The sequence below is a fragment of the Cytobacillus oceanisediminis genome (assembly GCF_022811925.1).
Classification (GTDB): domain Bacteria; phylum Bacillota; class Bacilli; order Bacillales; family Cytobacillaceae; genus Cytobacillus; species Cytobacillus oceanisediminis_D.
Map to the genome: position 1 here is coordinate 1,846,974 of NZ_CP065511.1, position 14,572 is coordinate 1,861,545.

Sequence of the window (14,572 nt, forward strand, 5' to 3'; positions counted from 1 at the left end):
TAAATAACTTTTGTACATTAAAATTATTTAATATTCAGAAAAAAGATTGATATACAGATATAATATTAGATACTTCAAAATTGACAGCACTTTATTTATGATAAAGTAAGAATAGAGTAAAAAGGAGTTCTGAGTAATGAATCATGAACAAATTCAAGAAGTGCTCGATCAATTAAAAAATGGAATCATCTCCGAGTATCATGTGTCAAAAGAAGACTTTCTTCCTTTTCGCGGTGTTATTGTGAAAAGGGAGGATTTTAAGCACTTCCGAGGAATCGCACAAAGAGGCGGACACGTTATATATCGATATTTAGATTCACCCCGAAGCTAAAAAAGAAATGGTGCTGAAATATAAAGCACATAGGAAGACACTTGAAAATCTCAGGTGTCTTTCCTGTATGCCCTCATGAAAAATTGAATAGGGCTAAGCAATCTGGGTATGAAAGCAATATTACAAGTTTGAAGGGACTGAACAGGTATGGGCAATTTTAAAGGAAAAACGGTCATCGTTACAGGAGGAGCCAGCGGAATTGGCAAGGGAATTGCCGAGACGTTCGCAAGGAAAGGGGCCAATGTGGTCATCGCCGACATAGATGAAATGAGGGGAAAAAAGTTAGAAGAAAGCTTGAACAAAAAAGGCCTGACTAGCATGTTCATCAGAGCAGATGTTAAGAATGAAGCAGAAATCAAGGGACTTATAATAAAAACTTATGAATCATTTGGAGCAATTGATATTCTAATAAATAACGCTGGCATCTCAAAGTTTCATTCATTTTTTGAACTGACTGTGGAATTGTGGGATGAAGTGATCAATACGAACCTTCGAAGTGTCTTCCTATGCAGCAGGGAAGCTGTCAAATTGATGAAACAAGGATCCTGTATTATCAATCTATCTTCTACGAGAGCAGTAATGTCTGAAAGCAATACAGAGGCATACTCGGCTTCAAAAGGCGGAATTATGGCAATCACCCATGCTTTGGCCAGCACGCTCACTGAAAAAGGGATCAGGGTTAATTGCATAAGTCCCGGCTGGATTGAAACAGGAGATTATGAAAGTCTCAGGGGGATTGATCATAGTCAGCATTTTGCCAACAGAGTTGGAAAACCCGGGGATATTGCAAGAACCTGCCTATTTTTAGCCGATCCAGAAAATGACTTTATAACAGGAGAAAATATAACAGTAGATGGAGGCATGACAAGGAAAATGATTTATGAACAATAATAACTGTCTACTTTCTTAACAATACGATATTTAGCACGAAAACTGCACCAATGAAAATAAGGCATAGCAGGATGTTAATCATCATTCTCGCCTCCTGTCTTAAGTACATTGTAAAACAGCCTCGTTAAATGGCATTGAATTCTTTGTAAATTTATTGTGAAAAAATGATAAATAAGTTAGAAACAGGAACACTTGAAAAGGAAGCAGGCAAAAAAACGCTAAATAAATAATGTGGAAGTCTTTTCTCATATGGGAAAGGGCTTTTTTATAACCATTACAAGCTTTTGCGATTAAGGGGATAAGCTAGAGGGTATACGGAAACTGGAAAAGGAGCTGCATATGACAACAGATTTACTATTTGCAATTAGAGGAGTAAGGGTTAATAATATTTTGAATGTGGATCATCTTGACATAAAAAAAGGAAAAGTAACCTGTATCACTGGCGAGAGCGGCGCTGGAAAATCAACCCTCATGAAAATGCTGAACAAAATGATTTCCCCGGATTCTGGTGAAATTTTCTATAAGGGCACCCCGCTAAAAGATATAGATTCTGTCCAGCACAGAAGAAAAGTAATAATGCAATCGCAGGTTCCATTAATCTTTCCTGGCACAATAAAAGATAACCTGATGATGGGTTATATACTTAACGGAACGAAACCTGATGATGATGGGGTACTTAAGCAGGCAATACATAATATGCAAATGACTAAGGAGCTTGATGAAGATGCAGGGACTCTTTCCGGCGGGGAAAAACAGCGCCTGGCATTGGCAAGAATTCTGCTTCTTGCAGCTGATGTCTATTTGCTGGATGAGCCGACTTCTGCATTGGACGAAGACACCGAAATGATGGTTTTGGATCATCTTATCCCGGAAATTAAAAAGAAACATGCTTCATTAATCATGATTACACACTCCAGGAAAGTCAATGAGCAATATGCAGAAGAAAGGATTGATTTATCCCAGCTGCCGTTGGGAGAGGAGGTGGAGAAAAATACTTAAGGGGGATATTGATGGAAAATAAAACAATTATTGATATTGAATTTTGGAGGCTAATATCAGCTTACCTATTTGTGCTTCTACTTATCATTATCTTTAAAGTGAGAGGAATTGCCCGTGAGAAAAAGCTGACTATTGCAGCTTTCAGAATTACACTTCAGCTCGTGATTGCAGGCTATGTATTAACCTATTTATTTGAACTTTCCAATCCGCTGTTAACATTAGGTGTAATTTTTATTATGGAAGGTTTTGCAATTTACACAATATATAAACAGGCTGGAACCAGACTTTCAGTAAACCTTAAGAAAACCATTGCGATTTCCATGATAGCCGGTACATCATTTTGTCTTGCATTTTTTAATTTTGTTGTTATTAATTTTGAGCCGTGGTATGATCCCCGCTACTTTATTCCAATCGCAGGAATGATAATTGGCAATTCCATGACCGGCATTACGTTAAGTGTAAAGGAGCTTCTGAATTCCTTTACATCTCAAAAAGATATGATCGAGGGTGCCCTAATGCTTGGTGCTGATCCAAAAGCTGCAGTTAAGCCATATGTTAATCATACTTTTGATTCTGCTGTTCTGCCTACTATCAATAATATGCTGGGAATGGGCATTATATTTTTGCCTGGTATGATGACAGGACAGATTTTATCAGGAGTCAGCCCATTGCTTGCGATTGAATATCAGATTGTTATTCTGCTGGGGATATTGGGAAGTGTAGGTTTATCAGTAATCTTATTCATCCTTCTTGCCTATAAGAACTTTTTCAATCTGGATGCCCAATTTTTTCCGGATGGAAAGAACTAGAATGTTTAATTGGCTTAAGCTCACAGCATTTCACTCTTTTGGCCCGCATATAATGGAAAAATCAATCAAAAAGGCGGGATAAAATAATGAAACTTGAAACCGAAAAAGCATTCAGAGTGAAAAGTTTATCCAAAGATATTCTGGAGCATCTGATGGAAGACAGCACTTCTTATAAACATGAAGACTTGAAACATGTCATAGAAATGCTGGCGCGATCCGTCTCGGATCTTGTCACATTGTATACGGACCGGGAAGGCGATCATGAAGCGGCCTTAAAGGGGACCATTTCAAAAATGCGAATCAGCTATAATGTTCTTCAATACAAAGAAACTTCAAAACTGGTTAGAAAACAAGATAAGTATCATCCACAGCCATAAATCAAAAGGAATAATGCATCTGAAACAGTAAGTAGAAATCATTGGCAAATGAAAGCGTTTTACTCAAAAAAGTGTGAACAAACGTGAAAAATTAAGGGTTTTTCATTGTCTAAATGAATGTGAAATGCTATTCTTTTGTCTGAGATGTAAGTTGTCCGATGACTTAATTGCAGCCAGGTAATATTTCCTGATTCTATGGAAGAGTTCAAAATGCAGAGAAGCTTCGAGACGAAGTAATTTTACTAATTTTTCTCAGCCTTTTTGAACAACTATATACATGAATAATAGGGCGTTGGAAAAAATAAAACAGCATATAGGACGAAATATACCGGCATTATTACTGTTTCATCCTGCTGCTGATTTTGCTGAAAAAATTCCAGTTCCCGTCTTTAAGTTCGTGAGGCAACGCCTTGCACATCTTAATACAATCATTAATAAGAAGGAGATTGATCCCATATGGTTCAAAAACAATTTAAAGTAACTGCAGAAACAGGAATTCACGCTCGTCCAGCTACAATGCTTGTACAAGCTGCCAGCAAATTTGACTCAGAAATTCACCTTGAGTACAAGGAAAAGAAAGTAAATCTAAAATCAATCATGGGTGTTATGTCTTTAGGTGTTGGACAAGGTGCAGATATTACAATTATTGCTGAAGGAAACGATGAACAGGATGCCCTTAACAGCCTTGAAGAAACACTGAAAAAAGAAGGTTTGGCTGAATAATGAGCTTTTTAAATGGAATTGCGGCGTCAAGCGGTATTGCTATAGCGAAAGCTTACCGTTTGGTTGAGCCGGATCTCTCTTTTGATAGAAAGACAGTAGAAAATGCTGAACAGGAAGTGGAACGCTTTCAGTCAGCGTTAGCTGAATCTAAAGGTGAATTGGAAGTCATCCGCGATAATGCCCATAAAGAACTTGGGGCTGATAAAGCTGCTATTTTCGATGCTCATCTTCTTGTATTAAGTGATCCGGAATTAATTTCGCCAATTGAAGATAAAATTAAAACAGATAAAGTAAATGCTGAATCTGCATTAAAAGAGACAGCAGATATGTTCATTACAATGTTCGAACAAATGGACAATGAATACATGAAAGAGCGCGCGGCGGATATCCGTGACGTAACGAAACGCGTACTTTCTCATTTGCTTGGGGTGCAAATTGCGAATCCCAGCATGATTGCTGAAGAAGTAATCATTATTGCTGAAGACTTGACCCCCTCCGATACTGCTCAGCTGAACCGCCAGTTTGTAAAAGGGTTTACAACTGACATTGGAGGCAGAACATCCCACTCTGCCATCATGGCCCGTTCCATGGAAATTCCAGCCGTAGTGGGAACAAAGGAATCTACAAAGCAAATTAAAAATGGCGACCTGGTTATCGTGGATGGATTAAAAGGTCTAGTACATATTAATCCAACTCCAGAGGCTGTAGCCGAATATAAAGAAGAACACCGCAAATTCGAGGATCAAAAAGCTGAGTGGGCTAAGCTTGTCAACGAAAAATCAGTTACTGCTGATGGCCATCATGTTGAATTGGCTGCCAATATCGGAACTCCAAAAGATTTGAAGGGTGTAGTTGAAAATGGCGGAGAAGGCATTGGCCTTTACCGCACGGAATTTTTATATATGGGAAGAGACCAGCTTCCAACAGAAGAGGAGCAGTTCGAATCCTACAAAGCTGTCCTGGAAGGAATGAGCGGAAAACCAGTTGTTGTCCGCACGCTGGATATTGGCGGGGATAAAGAACTTCCTTATCTGAATCTTCCAAAGGAAATGAACCCATTCCTGGGCTTCCGGGCGATTCGTCTATGTCTGGAAGAACAGGAAATGTTCAGGACACAATTAAGGGCTTTGTTAAGAGCGAGCACTTATGGAAACCTGAAAATCATGTTCCCTATGATTGCAACTCTTGATGAATTCCGTCAGGGCAAAGCAATCCTTGAAGAAGAAAAACAAAAGCTTGTGAGCGAAGGCTCAGAGGTTGCAGACAACATTGAAATTGGAATTATGGTTGAAATTCCTTCAACTGCTGTTATGGCTGAGCAATTTGCTAAAGAAGTTGATTTCTTCAGCGTAGGCACAAACGATTTAATTCAGTACACTATGGCTGCAGACCGAATGAATGAGCGTGTTTCTTATCTTTACCAGCCGTATAATCCTGCAATCTTGCGTTTAGTTAAAATGGTTATTGGCGCAGCACACAAGGAAGGAAAGTGGGCAGGCATGTGCGGTGAAATGGCTGGGGATGAAACGGCTATTCCATTACTGTTGGGATTAGGACTTGACGAGTTCTCCATGAGCGCTACTTCGATCCTTAAAGCACGTTCTCAAATCAGTCACCTTAACAAAAAAGACATGGAAGCACTGGCTGAAAAAGCACTTCATATGAATACAGCAGAAGAAGTAGTTCAAGCTGTAAAAGAAGCGACAAAACTGTAATCAAATTGAAACAATTAAAAAGTTTTAAATATAATATCCCGGGTAAATAAGAAGTAAGCACTTAGGTCAGTCATAAGTAAGCTGATCATTCTCATTTTCCCCCCTTTTTAAGCCGGCCTATGATGGCCGGTTTATTTTTTTTCCTTCTTCAGGCGAAACTGCCATTCAGCCTTAAGGATGACAGCAATCACATCTTATGATTGTTATCCGGAATATGAAACTCTCCTATAATTAAGCTACAACATAAAAAGGAGAGATGGAAAATGGTTACCATGATAATCAGCTTTCTCTTTCATGATCGATATAGATGCATTAAAGAAAAGCAGAAAAACGACTTATATGAAAAACAGAGCTCATTTTTAAGCCGTGTCCTCCACTAAAGAAGCCTGGAAAGGGCTTCTTTTATATTTTGGCGCTTATTTTCGAGGGTAACGTTTAAGTTTTGTAATTGGGGTTTATTGTAAGCCGAGAAAGGAAAAGGTAATGAAAAAGGAGGAATTCTTCATGAATAAAGAGATCATTAGCTTAATCCTTACCGCCCTATTGGCCCTGCCTCTGTCAGGCTGCATCCAGGGTGCACAGGACTCAATCGTCAATAGTCATGCTGAAGCCTTGCTGACTAAAAACAATGAGCTGCAGTTCCGGTTTAAAATTAATGATAAAATCCTTTCAGAAGAGGAATTATACAAAGTAAAGGTTTCCATACATAATGAAAAACTGGCCGCTGCTCTTGGTACGGATGAGTTTGTTTATGGGGAGGACACTATAATCGATGGGGAATATATAGAGGTTAATAATGAAAAGGGAAACTATATCTTTATGAATCCCATTCCTCTTACACAGGACCTGCATGTTTTCGAAATAGAAGAAATGATCGTGAATGAAGATGCAGTATCTGTAGAAATCTTAAATGAGGATGAAGTGATTGCGAGAGCATTCTTAAATAATTTTTCTTCACAGCTTTAAAAGGATTCAATGTGATGACTGGAGTTTTGTTTTTATCTAATCTGGGTAATATAAATTACGCGCATAAAATTGGGGATGGACCAGGTATTTGCCTGGTCTTTTGTCTTTATTGGGACATCTAATATTTTTAATCTAAGATAAGTAATGGTAGAATTATTATAAAAAATTCAGATATTTCAAGGGAGTGGGTACGTTGATTTCACCTGAAAATACAGTTATCGGTTTTGTGGGAACAGGGGTAATGGGCAAGAGCATGGCAGGACATCTGTTGAAAGCAGGTTATCCATTAGTTGTTTATACAAGAACCAAAGAAAAAGCTTCTGAACTAATAGAGAATGGGGCAAAGTGGGCTGAGACGCCATTGGATGTTGCAAAGAAAGCAAATGTCATTATTACGATTGTTGGTTATCCGGCAGATGTAGAGGAAGTGTATCTTGGGGAAAATGGCATTATCACAAATGGCAGAGACAATACATATGTAATTGACATGACCACTTCGACACCTACATTGGCCAAAAGGATATACGAAGAAGCAGGCAAAAAAGGCATGCATGCAATAGATGCCCCTGTTTCAGGAGGAGATATCGGCGCCAGGGATGCAAAGCTTTCAATAATGGCCGGAGGAGACAGGGACGCATTTCTGGCTGTAGAACCGATTTTCAATCTTCTCGGAACAAATATCGTTTATCAAGGAAAAGCAGGAGCCGGACAACACACGAAAATGTGTAATCAAATTGCGATTGCATCAAATATGATAGGGGTTTGTGAAGCGGTAGTTTATGCAGAAAAAGCAGGTTTGGACCCAAGTACAGTTCTGCAAAGCATATCATCTGGTGCAGCAGGCAGCTGGTCACTATCCAATCTTGCACCGAGAATCATTGATGGCAACTTTGAACCAGGCTTTTATATAAAACATTTCATTAAGGACATGAATATCGCCTTAGATGAAGCAGAAGCAATGGGCATGATGACTCCAGGGCTTGCTCTTGCAAAAAAAATGTATGCCGAGCTTTCTGAAAAAGGGGAAGAAAACAGCGGTACACAGGCATTATATAAATATTGGAATATGTAAATTGCGCCTGTTAATGTATAAGGCCTCTTTTTTCACTTCAAACTAATAAAGAAAGTGAATAGGGGGTTAGACAGGTGGCTAAAAGAAATAAGAAAAATGATCCTCAGCAAAAGAACAAAAAAGGCTTCGATTCCGCTGTCATTGATTCTGAATTCTCCCATGAATTTGGAAGTGCTGACACGAATAAAATTCAAAAGGATAAAGCCAAAAAGGAAAAAGCATCAAAAAACAACGGGCAATATCAGGGACAGTAATGGTGAAAAAGGCAGGCAGAGGGCTTGCCTTTTTTCTTTTGTCGGATTGAAATAAGAAGCATTGAATATAAATAAAAGCGCCATCCCTCCAAAAAGGAAACTGGCGCTTTCGACCGAGTGATCTTGTTACAATTTAATACCTTCCAGATACTTTTCGATCCGGTCAAGCCCTTCTTGTAATGTGTCCATGGAATAGGCAAAGGAAATTCGGAAATAACCTTCTCCATATGAGGAGAAGGCACTGCCAGGAACTACTGCAACTCCTGCATTTTCAACAAGAGAAAGGGCAAATTCAAAGGAGTTCTTTGAAACATCTGGTATTTTTATAAAAAAATAAAAAGCGCCATCAGGTTTGACTACATCCAGGTTCATTTGTACTAAACGCTCATAAACATAGTCACGGCGTTTGGCATATTCATGCCTCATTGGCAGGGCGTCGTTAATTCCTGTTGTCAGCGCTTCAAGAGCTGCCATTTGGGAGACAGAAGCTGCGCATGTCACATTATACTGATGCACCTTCAAGATATGTTTTGCCAGGTTTTCCGGTGCGAATAAAAGACCAATGCGCCAGCCTGTCATTGAATGGGATTTTGAAAGTCCATTAATTACTATAGTCTGCTCCCGCAAAAGGGAAGCGATTGAGTGGTGCGTTTGATCATAGAGCAGTTCGCTGTAAATTTCATCAGCAAGGATAAAGATATCTTTGCCTTTAACAAGAGCAGCAATTTCCTCAAGCTCCTCCAAACTCAGACTGACACCTGTAGGATTCGATGGATATGGAAGAACAATGCACCTTGTTTTATCACTCATTTGTTCTGCAATTAAATCCGCAGTAAATCTAAACTTGTTTCTGGAAATATCAGTATGAACCGGAACTGAACCGCAAAGCTTTATGATTGGCTCATAACCGGGATAAACAGGACCAGGCAGAATTACTTCCGATCCTTCATCCAGAATTGTACGGAATGCAATATCGATAGCTTCACTTGCTCCTGATGTCACAATGACTTCTAATTCAGGGTTATATGTAAGGTTATATTTTGCTTTTACAAAAGAAGCTGCAGCTTGCCGCAATCGAATATCGCCCGCATTGTGTGTATAGGAGGTAAAGTTCTCGTCAATTGCCTGTTTAGCTGCTTCTTTAACATGTAATGGCGTTGGGAAGTCAGGCTGTCCAATTGTAAGAGAAATCATGCCTTTGGTGCCGGCAACCATATTGAAAAACTTTCTGATTCCAGAAATTTCGATGTCCTTCACTTTTTGATTGATTAAATGTTCCAATGTATTCACCTCGTATAATTCTAATGTTTATTCTATCACTTTGATGCGGCAGCAAACAGAAAAAAAATAAAAAAGGCCCTGAATTCTATTCAGAGCCTGCAGAAATATAATCAGTATCCGTAATCCCAATCGACTTCATCTTCATGCCATAATACCGGGGATACAGCACCAAAATCGATAACTTTATTTTCTATATGGCATCGGCAATGTTTGTCGCCGCATTGATCTTTCATTTCCTCAAACACAGAATGCTCCACATTTTCCAGGATCGTAACTTTATGTTCATCATGGTAAAGGATTGCTGTACCTTTCATGCCTGATCGCACCTCTTTTTTATTTTATGTAAAACTAACTTTCAGCTTTACAAACTTATTTTATGCCTTTGGAAAAATAGTGTCTACACTGTTATAAGACTGTTCACAAAAAAGTCAAGATGAAAACGTTTTAGTGAGATATTTGTTTAAAAATAAATGAGTGTAAAATTTTACAAATAGTTGAATATAATTCATTTAGAGATTAACATTAGTAGATAGTGGAAACTACATTTTTAGTTTGTTAGTTTTCCAGCTAACTATTTAAAGGAGGTTTTAAAGTGGAGACATCTTTAGAGAAGCAGCCTTATGAAAGCACAAAGGAATATGGCGGGTTCTGGCTCCGATTTGCGGCCTATTTAATCGATTCTATTATTGTTGGAATTCCGCTTACAATTCTAAGCATTGTTATCTTTATGATTTTCTTTGGCACTTCTGATGCTTTTAATACGATGATAAGCGACCCAACTTATATGGAAACAGAAATGACCGATGAAGAAGCTTTTGCATTCATGGGATCTTATTTTGGCGCACTTGGAGTAACCTTTCTTGTCAATCTTGTCGTTGCTGTTGCCTATTTTGCAGGCTTGCATGCATCCAAATGGCAGGGAACTGTGGGAAAAAAGCTGCTGGGATTAAAAGTGACTGACTTAAATGGCAACCGCATTTCTTTCTGGAGGGCGCTAGGAAGATATTTGGCCATGGCCATCCTGTCTGGAATTTTCCTTATTGGCTATATCATTGCTGCCTTTACAGAGAAAAAACAGGCATTGCATGATTTAATCGCAGGCACTGTCGTATTAAAGAAATAATTCTTAAAAAAGCTGCAGGGCAGCTGAGTTGCCCTGCAGCTTTTTTGTGGGTCAGCAATAAAAAGGATTTATTATTTGCATGCAGAATATATTTTTAGGAAGGGAGGATGAAAATGAAGAAGCAAGAAATTATTACTCACTATGAATCTTTTTCTGTATGGCTTGAGTCGCTAAAAGATCTTGGCCAGGAAAATTGGCTAAAGCCTGTCTCGGCTGGAAAATGGCCGGTTTCGGCAGTAGTTGCCCATCTGTTATTTTGGGATAGATATTCTCTTGAGGAGCGTTTCCCATTTTTTAAAGAGGGCTCAGTACTTGAGAGCTATCCTGATTTTCAAAGTGTAAATGATGCTGCAGGAGAATACGCTAAAAAGCATGCACAATTAGAGATTATTGAAGAACTTTTATCAGTTCGGAGACAATTTCTTCGGATGCTTGAAGGCATGTCAGAAGAAAAACTGGATACAGCTTTTAAAATCGGCAGCACTAGCTTAACTGTGCGCGATTATTTTGCAGATTTTATTGAACATGACATTCACCATAAAAAGCAAATAATGCCGGCAGCCGGCATCAGTGTTTAACACCGGCTGACAGTCTCACTTTTAAGAACTGTAATTTAGGATGCTATAACGTCATGCAGTAAAACAGGCAGAGGCTCCTGATCGGGATGATGCACCCAATAAAACAAAGTGCCAAAGAAAGAATTCACCATCATTGCGGCAATGCGGGAAGATTCTGCCTGTTCATTAAATTCCCCCTATTTTGGCCTTCACCAATCAGACTAGTAGATTAATTGCTTTGTATATTCTTTTTGTTCCTTCCTTTTCATTTTTCCTCCCCTTAAATTAATTTCTTGCATAATAAAAAATATTATTTAAATATTCATTAAATTTTTAAAAAATTGCATTAAATAAAATTTGGTAAAATAAAAGGGTTTTACAGATAGGTCTTGAATAAGGAATAAGGTGTTTTTTACCTGAAGGAGCTGTTGACATGGAAATAGAAAAAACGGAGCTGCAGAAACAGGGGAAATTCAATTCCTGGCGGCTGTATATGACACTGCCCATTGTTTCATGGGCACTTTACGATTTTGCGAATACTATTTTTTCCTCAAATATTAATACCATTTTCTTTCCTTTTTACCTGCAGGAAGTTATAGGAGAGAATGAAATTTTAAATCAGATAGCGAGTACCTTTATTTCTTATTCTAATGCGCTGGCAAGCTTTTTTCTTGTCCTGTTCTCTCCATTGTTTGGAGTTATGATAGACAGGACAGGAAGAAAAAAGAAATATATCGTAATCTTTACGCTTATTACTGTAATGGCGACCATTTTAATGGGGGTTTTTGCATCAAGCCAGATTAGCGGGAAAATATTTGGGCTTCCTGTTTATCTTGCACTCGTTATTATATGTTTTATTATTGCAAAGTTTTTTTTTCATTCCAGTCTGGTTTTTTACGATGCCATGATTTCCGATCTGGGAACAAAGCAGGATATACCGCTGATTTCAGGTTTTGGAGTGGCAGTTGGCTATATCGGAACCCTTGTAGGCCTGACAGTTTATTTATTTATAGGAGATGACGGTTTTCACGAATCTTTTATACCAACTGCTATATTATTTCTGGTGTTTTCTTTGCCGCTGTTTTTCTTTGTAAAAGATAAGCCTTACCAGGCAAAAGAAAAACAAAAATTTTTATCAGGCTATAAGGAAATTTGGCAGACTTTTAAAGATATGAAACATTATAAGGCGATTTTCACATTTATGATTGCCTATTTTTTCTTAAACGATGCAATTGCCACAACGATTGCCATGATGGCCGTGTACGCAAAAACCATTGTAGGCTTTTCAACTGGCCAATTCATTTTGTTATATCTTGCTTCAACGGTGTCCAGTATAATTGGTTCTTTTGTATTTGGCTATATTACCAAGGCGAAAGGGCCCAACAAAGCGGTTAAGTACGTTGGGATCCTTCTTCTTGTTGCTCTGGCAATTGCTGTTGGCGCTGTCAATGAAATCATGTTCTGGATTGCGGGCAGCATGTTTGGCGTCGCTCTGGGGTCCATGTGGGTTACCACAAGAACTTATATTGTGGAATTGACTCCAGAAGATAAAAGAGGGCAGTTTTTTGGTTTGTTTGCATTTTCAGGGAAAGTATCTTCCATAATCGGACCGGTTATTTATGGAAGCATTACTTTGATCTTTGCCAGCTATGGAAACCTGGCAAGCAGACTTGCTTTAGGTTCATTGATGATTTTAACTATAATTGGTCTGTTCGTTCATTCAAAAATTAAGGACGAAAGCATTCCTAATTAAGTTCTGTATTGCATTGAAGAAGCAAGCCGCCAAAGGCTTGCTTTTTGCTGTTTTAGCAAAGCAGCTGACTTCCTGTTCCAGAAATAAGGACTTTTTTCTTAATGAACTGAAATTTTCATAAGAAATTTTATCCATTCATGGTATATTAATAGAGAAAAAGATTCACGATGCATATTCGGCGCTGTCTTGCTGCTCTTAAAACAAGCGTCATACCACTGGAGCTGAGAACTTAGATATAAGCATATGAAAAAGGAAGGGCGAAAAAAGTGGAACAGAAAAAAGGCATTTTACTGGAAAGCGGAACGAATGAACTGGAAATTGTTGAATTTTCAATTGGAAGGATTAAATTTGGAATTAACGTTATTAAAGTGAAGGAAATTATTAATCCTGTACAAGTCATTCCTGTCCCGCATTCGCATAGAAATATTGAAGGGATCATTGAACTGAGGGGAGAGGTTCTTCCTGTAGTGGATGTGGCATCATCATTAAATATGGCGCCTTCAGAAAGCCCTCAGCAGGATAAGTTTATTGTGACAGAGTTTAATCAGCAGAAAATTGTTTTCCATGTTCATAATGTTTCAAAAATTCACCGCATTTCCTGGAACCAAATTGAAAAGCCTTCTGAAATGTATCAGGGCCATGAAAGCCAGATTATCGGAATCATAAAGCTTGAGGATGAGATGGTGCTGCTGCTTGATTTTGAAAAAATGGTTACTGAAATAAATCCTGATTCAGGGATTAGCATCCAGAAGGTGCAGAAACTTGGAAAGCGTGAAAGGTCTGACAAGAAGCTGCTTATTGCAGAAGACTCTCCACTCCTAAGAAAGCTTTTGAATGATACTTTGAATGAAGCGGGTTTTTCTCAAATTGAATTCTTTGAAAATGGATACGATGCTTATGAATACTTGCATTCCTTAGCCGAGTCGGGGCGAGATGTCACTAAGGAAGTGCAGCTCATGATCACTGATATCGAAATGCCGCAAATGGATGGGCATCACTTTACTAAAAAAGTTAAAGAACATCCTGTGCTTGCAAAAATTCCAGTTATTATTTTTTCTTCATTAATTACCGAAGATCTTCGCCACAAGGGCCAAATGGTAGGAGCCAATGCACAGGTGAGCAAGCCTGAAATTGCAGAATTGGTGCTTTTGATAGATCAGCATGCATTATAGGACCATACAAAGAAAAGCTGGAATTTTCATTCCAGCTTTTTAGTGATTAAAAGTAACTTTCTCCTAATTTCTTAAATACAGGTTTTTCATAGCGGTGCTTTTTTTCGTTTGGCGTGCTATTAAGCTCTTTTAGCCCTGTATATGACATAAGCAATTTTTTCGCAGCATTAAGAGATAGTGAAGATTTTGGATTTCTGACGAAGGAATCGAGTTTGCCCAAATGGGGAAGCTCTGAAAAATCCTCTTTAGAGGGCGGAAGGTGGAAAGAATAATTCCCGCACTTTACCAGAACATCTGACTGCTGCTGGCTGTTTTTTGGATTGCCAGAATAGTGAAGGCCTGTTTTTTGGGCTTTTCCTTCTTTTATTAACTTTTGAAGTGCATCGTGCTTTAATTTATACAAAAATTTAGGATTTGGTGCTGTCTTTGCATGGCGGTTAACGGTGAAGATGGCTTGAGAGAGGTTTTCAACCGTTGGTTGCAGATGGGGATATTGTTTCTTATCAGAATTCAATTTCCAATCTCCTTTCAAGTTATAAAGGGGTATAA

General features: G+C 38.5%; 17 protein-coding genes. 14 read left to right on the forward strand and 3 right to left on the reverse strand.

Features of this window, described 5'->3' with window-relative positions; all coding sequences use genetic code 11:
• The first annotated feature begins 136 nt into the window (after window positions 1-136).
• The 10 genes from IRB79_RS09495 to IRB79_RS09540 all read left to right on the forward strand — a co-directional run bounded on the left by IRB79_RS09495 (window position 137) and on the right by IRB79_RS09540 (window position 8,137).
• Window positions 137-331, forward strand: a complete 195-nt coding sequence (locus IRB79_RS09495; RefSeq protein WP_243508233.1) for a hypothetical protein — start codon at window positions 137-139, stop codon at window positions 329-331.
• 147 nt (window positions 332-478) lie between these two features.
• Complete coding sequence (locus IRB79_RS09500; protein WP_243508234.1) at window positions 479-1,222, forward strand: glucose 1-dehydrogenase; 744 nt, start codon at window positions 479-481, stop codon at window positions 1,220-1,222.
• Between the two features lie 339 nt (window positions 1,223-1,561).
• A complete protein-coding gene (locus IRB79_RS09505; protein WP_243508235.1) occupies window positions 1,562-2,221 on the forward strand; it encodes an ABC transporter ATP-binding protein in 660 nt (219 codons plus the stop codon).
• Between the two features lie 11 nt (window positions 2,222-2,232).
• Window positions 2,233-3,030: an ABC transporter permease gene (locus IRB79_RS09510; RefSeq protein WP_243508236.1), complete on the forward strand. Its 798-nt coding sequence runs from the start codon at window positions 2,233-2,235 to the stop codon at window positions 3,028-3,030.
• Window positions 3,031-3,116: 86 nt separating this feature from the next.
• The gene (locus IRB79_RS09515; protein ID WP_243508237.1) at window positions 3,117-3,407 is read left to right on the forward strand and encodes a hypothetical protein; all 291 of its coding nucleotides are present in this window, start codon (window positions 3,117-3,119) and stop codon (window positions 3,405-3,407) included.
• A 456-nt stretch (window positions 3,408-3,863) separates the two neighbouring features.
• A complete protein-coding gene (locus IRB79_RS09520; protein ID WP_026583099.1) occupies window positions 3,864-4,130 on the forward strand; it encodes a phosphocarrier protein HPr in 267 nt (88 codons plus the stop codon).
• A complete protein-coding gene (gene ptsP, locus IRB79_RS09525) occupies window positions 4,130-5,845 on the forward strand; it encodes a phosphoenolpyruvate--protein phosphotransferase (protein WP_243508238.1) in 1,716 nt (571 codons plus the stop codon). The genes IRB79_RS09520 and ptsP overlap by 1 nt, the downstream gene beginning before the upstream one ends.
• Before the next feature lie 504 nt (window positions 5,846-6,349).
• Window positions 6,350-6,811, forward strand: a complete 462-nt coding sequence (locus IRB79_RS09530; protein ID WP_243508239.1) for a hypothetical protein — start codon at window positions 6,350-6,352, stop codon at window positions 6,809-6,811.
• 193 nt (window positions 6,812-7,004) lie between these two features.
• Window positions 7,005-7,883: an NAD(P)-dependent oxidoreductase gene (locus IRB79_RS09535; RefSeq protein WP_243508240.1), complete on the forward strand. Its 879-nt coding sequence runs from the start codon at window positions 7,005-7,007 to the stop codon at window positions 7,881-7,883.
• A gap of 74 nt (window positions 7,884-7,957) precedes the next feature.
• Window positions 7,958-8,137 carry a hypothetical protein gene (locus IRB79_RS09540; protein ID WP_243508241.1) on the forward strand — a complete coding sequence of 60 codons (180 nt, stop codon included), beginning with the start codon at window positions 7,958-7,960 and terminating at the stop codon, window positions 8,135-8,137.
• 126 nt (window positions 8,138-8,263) lie between these two features.
• On the opposite strand, the gene IRB79_RS09545 is transcribed toward IRB79_RS09540, so the two are convergent.
• The gene (locus IRB79_RS09545; RefSeq protein ID WP_243508242.1) at window positions 8,264-9,418 is read right to left on the reverse strand and encodes an aminotransferase A; all 1,155 of its coding nucleotides are present in this window, start codon (window positions 9,416-9,418) and stop codon (window positions 8,264-8,266) included.
• 110 nt (window positions 9,419-9,528) lie between these two features.
• The gene (locus tag IRB79_RS09550; RefSeq protein WP_009331014.1) at window positions 9,529-9,732 is read right to left on the reverse strand and encodes a hypothetical protein; all 204 of its coding nucleotides are present in this window, start codon (window positions 9,730-9,732) and stop codon (window positions 9,529-9,531) included.
• Window positions 9,733-10,010: 278 nt separating this feature from the next.
• Between IRB79_RS09550 and IRB79_RS09555 the strand changes: the two genes are divergently transcribed.
• The 4 genes from IRB79_RS09555 (at window position 10,011) to IRB79_RS09570 (ending at window position 14,023) form a co-directional block, all read left to right on the forward strand.
• Window positions 10,011-10,541 carry an RDD family protein gene (locus IRB79_RS09555; RefSeq protein ID WP_243508243.1) on the forward strand — a complete coding sequence of 177 codons (531 nt, stop codon included), beginning with the start codon at window positions 10,011-10,013 and terminating at the stop codon, window positions 10,539-10,541.
• Between the two features lie 113 nt (window positions 10,542-10,654).
• Window positions 10,655-11,119, forward strand: a complete 465-nt coding sequence (locus tag IRB79_RS09560) for a DinB family protein (RefSeq protein WP_243508244.1) — start codon at window positions 10,655-10,657, stop codon at window positions 11,117-11,119.
• Between the two features lie 412 nt (window positions 11,120-11,531).
• Window positions 11,532-12,851: an MFS transporter gene (locus tag IRB79_RS09565; RefSeq protein WP_243508245.1), complete on the forward strand. Its 1,320-nt coding sequence runs from the start codon at window positions 11,532-11,534 to the stop codon at window positions 12,849-12,851.
• A gap of 266 nt (window positions 12,852-13,117) precedes the next feature.
• Entirely contained in the window at window positions 13,118-14,023 is a 906-nt protein-coding gene (locus IRB79_RS09570) for a chemotaxis protein (RefSeq protein WP_243508246.1), read from the forward strand.
• A gap of 46 nt (window positions 14,024-14,069) precedes the next feature.
• On the opposite strand, the gene IRB79_RS09575 is transcribed toward IRB79_RS09570, so the two are convergent.
• On the reverse strand, window positions 14,070-14,537 hold the full coding sequence (locus IRB79_RS09575; protein WP_243508247.1) for a YkyB family protein: 468 nt from the start codon (window positions 14,535-14,537) through the stop codon (window positions 14,070-14,072).
• Window positions 14,538-14,572: the final 35 nt, after the last annotated feature.

Bases quoted from the DNA above. Each gene is read 5' to 3' on its own strand.
- IRB79_RS09565 (WP_243508245.1), top strand. From the start codon at position 11,532: ATGGAAATAGAAAAAACGGAGCTGCAGAAACAGGGGAAATTCAATTCC.
- IRB79_RS09520 (WP_026583099.1), top strand. From the start codon at position 3,864: ATGGTTCAAAAACAATTTAAAGTAACTGCAGAAACAGGAATTCACGCT.
- IRB79_RS09500 (WP_243508234.1), top strand. From the start codon at position 479: ATGGGCAATTTTAAAGGAAAAACGGTCATCGTTACAGGAGGAGCCAGC.
- IRB79_RS09510 (WP_243508236.1), top strand. From the start codon at position 2,233: ATGGAAAATAAAACAATTATTGATATTGAATTTTGGAGGCTAATATCA.
- IRB79_RS09515 (WP_243508237.1), top strand. From the start codon at position 3,117: ATGAAACTTGAAACCGAAAAAGCATTCAGAGTGAAAAGTTTATCCAAA.
- ptsP (WP_243508238.1), top strand. From the start codon at position 4,130: ATGAGCTTTTTAAATGGAATTGCGGCGTCAAGCGGTATTGCTATAGCG.
- IRB79_RS09550 (WP_009331014.1), bottom strand. From the start codon at position 9,732: ATGAAAGGTACAGCAATCCTTTACCATGATGAACATAAAGTTACGATC.
- IRB79_RS09495 (WP_243508233.1), top strand. From the start codon at position 137: ATGAATCATGAACAAATTCAAGAAGTGCTCGATCAATTAAAAAATGGA.
- IRB79_RS09505 (WP_243508235.1), top strand. From the start codon at position 1,562: ATGACAACAGATTTACTATTTGCAATTAGAGGAGTAAGGGTTAATAAT.
- IRB79_RS09530 (WP_243508239.1), top strand. From the start codon at position 6,350: ATGAATAAAGAGATCATTAGCTTAATCCTTACCGCCCTATTGGCCCTG.
- IRB79_RS09560 (WP_243508244.1), top strand. From the start codon at position 10,655: ATGAAGAAGCAAGAAATTATTACTCACTATGAATCTTTTTCTGTATGG.